1 protein-coding gene is annotated in these 831 nt (G+C 60.6%); it reads left to right on the forward strand.

The window, feature by feature from the left end; all coding sequences use genetic code 11:
- Positions 1 to 124: 124 nt before the first annotated feature.
- Positions 125 to 817, forward strand: coding sequence for a TIGR02453 family protein (locus EOD07_RS35910; RefSeq protein WP_127238476.1), 693 nt, complete (start codon positions 125 to 127; stop codon positions 815 to 817).
- Positions 818 to 831 lie beyond the last annotated feature (14 nt).

Consider the following 831-nt stretch of genomic DNA (forward strand, 5'->3'; position numbering starts at 1 on the left):
TTTCGGCAAAGACGGATCTGGTGGTCGCCGGGCCGGGTGCCGGCTCCAAGCTCAAGCTCGCCAGCGAACTCGGCATCGAGGTGATCGACGAGGATGGCTGGCTGGTACGGATCGGCAAGGCGTGATGGAAGGCGCATTCAAGGGTTTCGGCCCGAAAGCCATTCCGTTCCTGAAGGCGCTGGATTTCCACCAGAGCCGAGAGTGGTTTTTGGAGAACCGTGACCTGTTCGAACAGGAATTGCGCGATCCGCTCAGTGATCTCGTGGACACGCTGACCGAACGCTTCCAAGAGGCCGGGCTCGGCCTGCGCGGTGATCGCAAGAAGTCGCTGTTCCGCATCAATCGCGACGTGCGCTTCGCCAAAGACAAGCGGCCCTACAACAGGCATTTGTCGGCCATCCTGTCGCCCGACGGCACCAAGATGGAGCAGGGTGTGTTCTACGTGCATATCGGGCTTGAGCGCTGTTTTGCCGACATTGCCTGGTGGCAGCCGGAACCGGCGCTGCTGCTGGCGATGCGCAAAGCCATCGCGACAAAGCCGGACAATTTTCGCGGCCTGGTGGCGGCGTTGAAGAAGAACCGGCTTGAACTCGAGACCGAAGGCCGTATGAAGCGTACGCCACGCGGCTTCGAGGAAATCAGCGATCCCGACCTTGTCGCCGCCATCCGCAACCGGCATTTTGTCGTCCAGCATGTTATCGATCCCGCGGGAATCCATACGGCTGATCTGGTCGACGAGCTCGTCGATTTCACCTTGCGCGCCAAGCCGCTGCTCGACTGGGGCAGGGCGATCGAGGGCAAGATCCTGAAGGAATAAGCGTCTAACTCAGC

The organism is Mesorhizobium sp. M2C.T.Ca.TU.002.02.1.1 (assembly GCF_003997225.1).

Coding starts and splice junctions, on each gene's coding strand:
- EOD07_RS35910 (WP_127238476.1), top strand. CDS start 125: ATGGAAGGCGCATTCAAGGGTTTCGGCCCGAAAGCCATTCCGTTCCTG.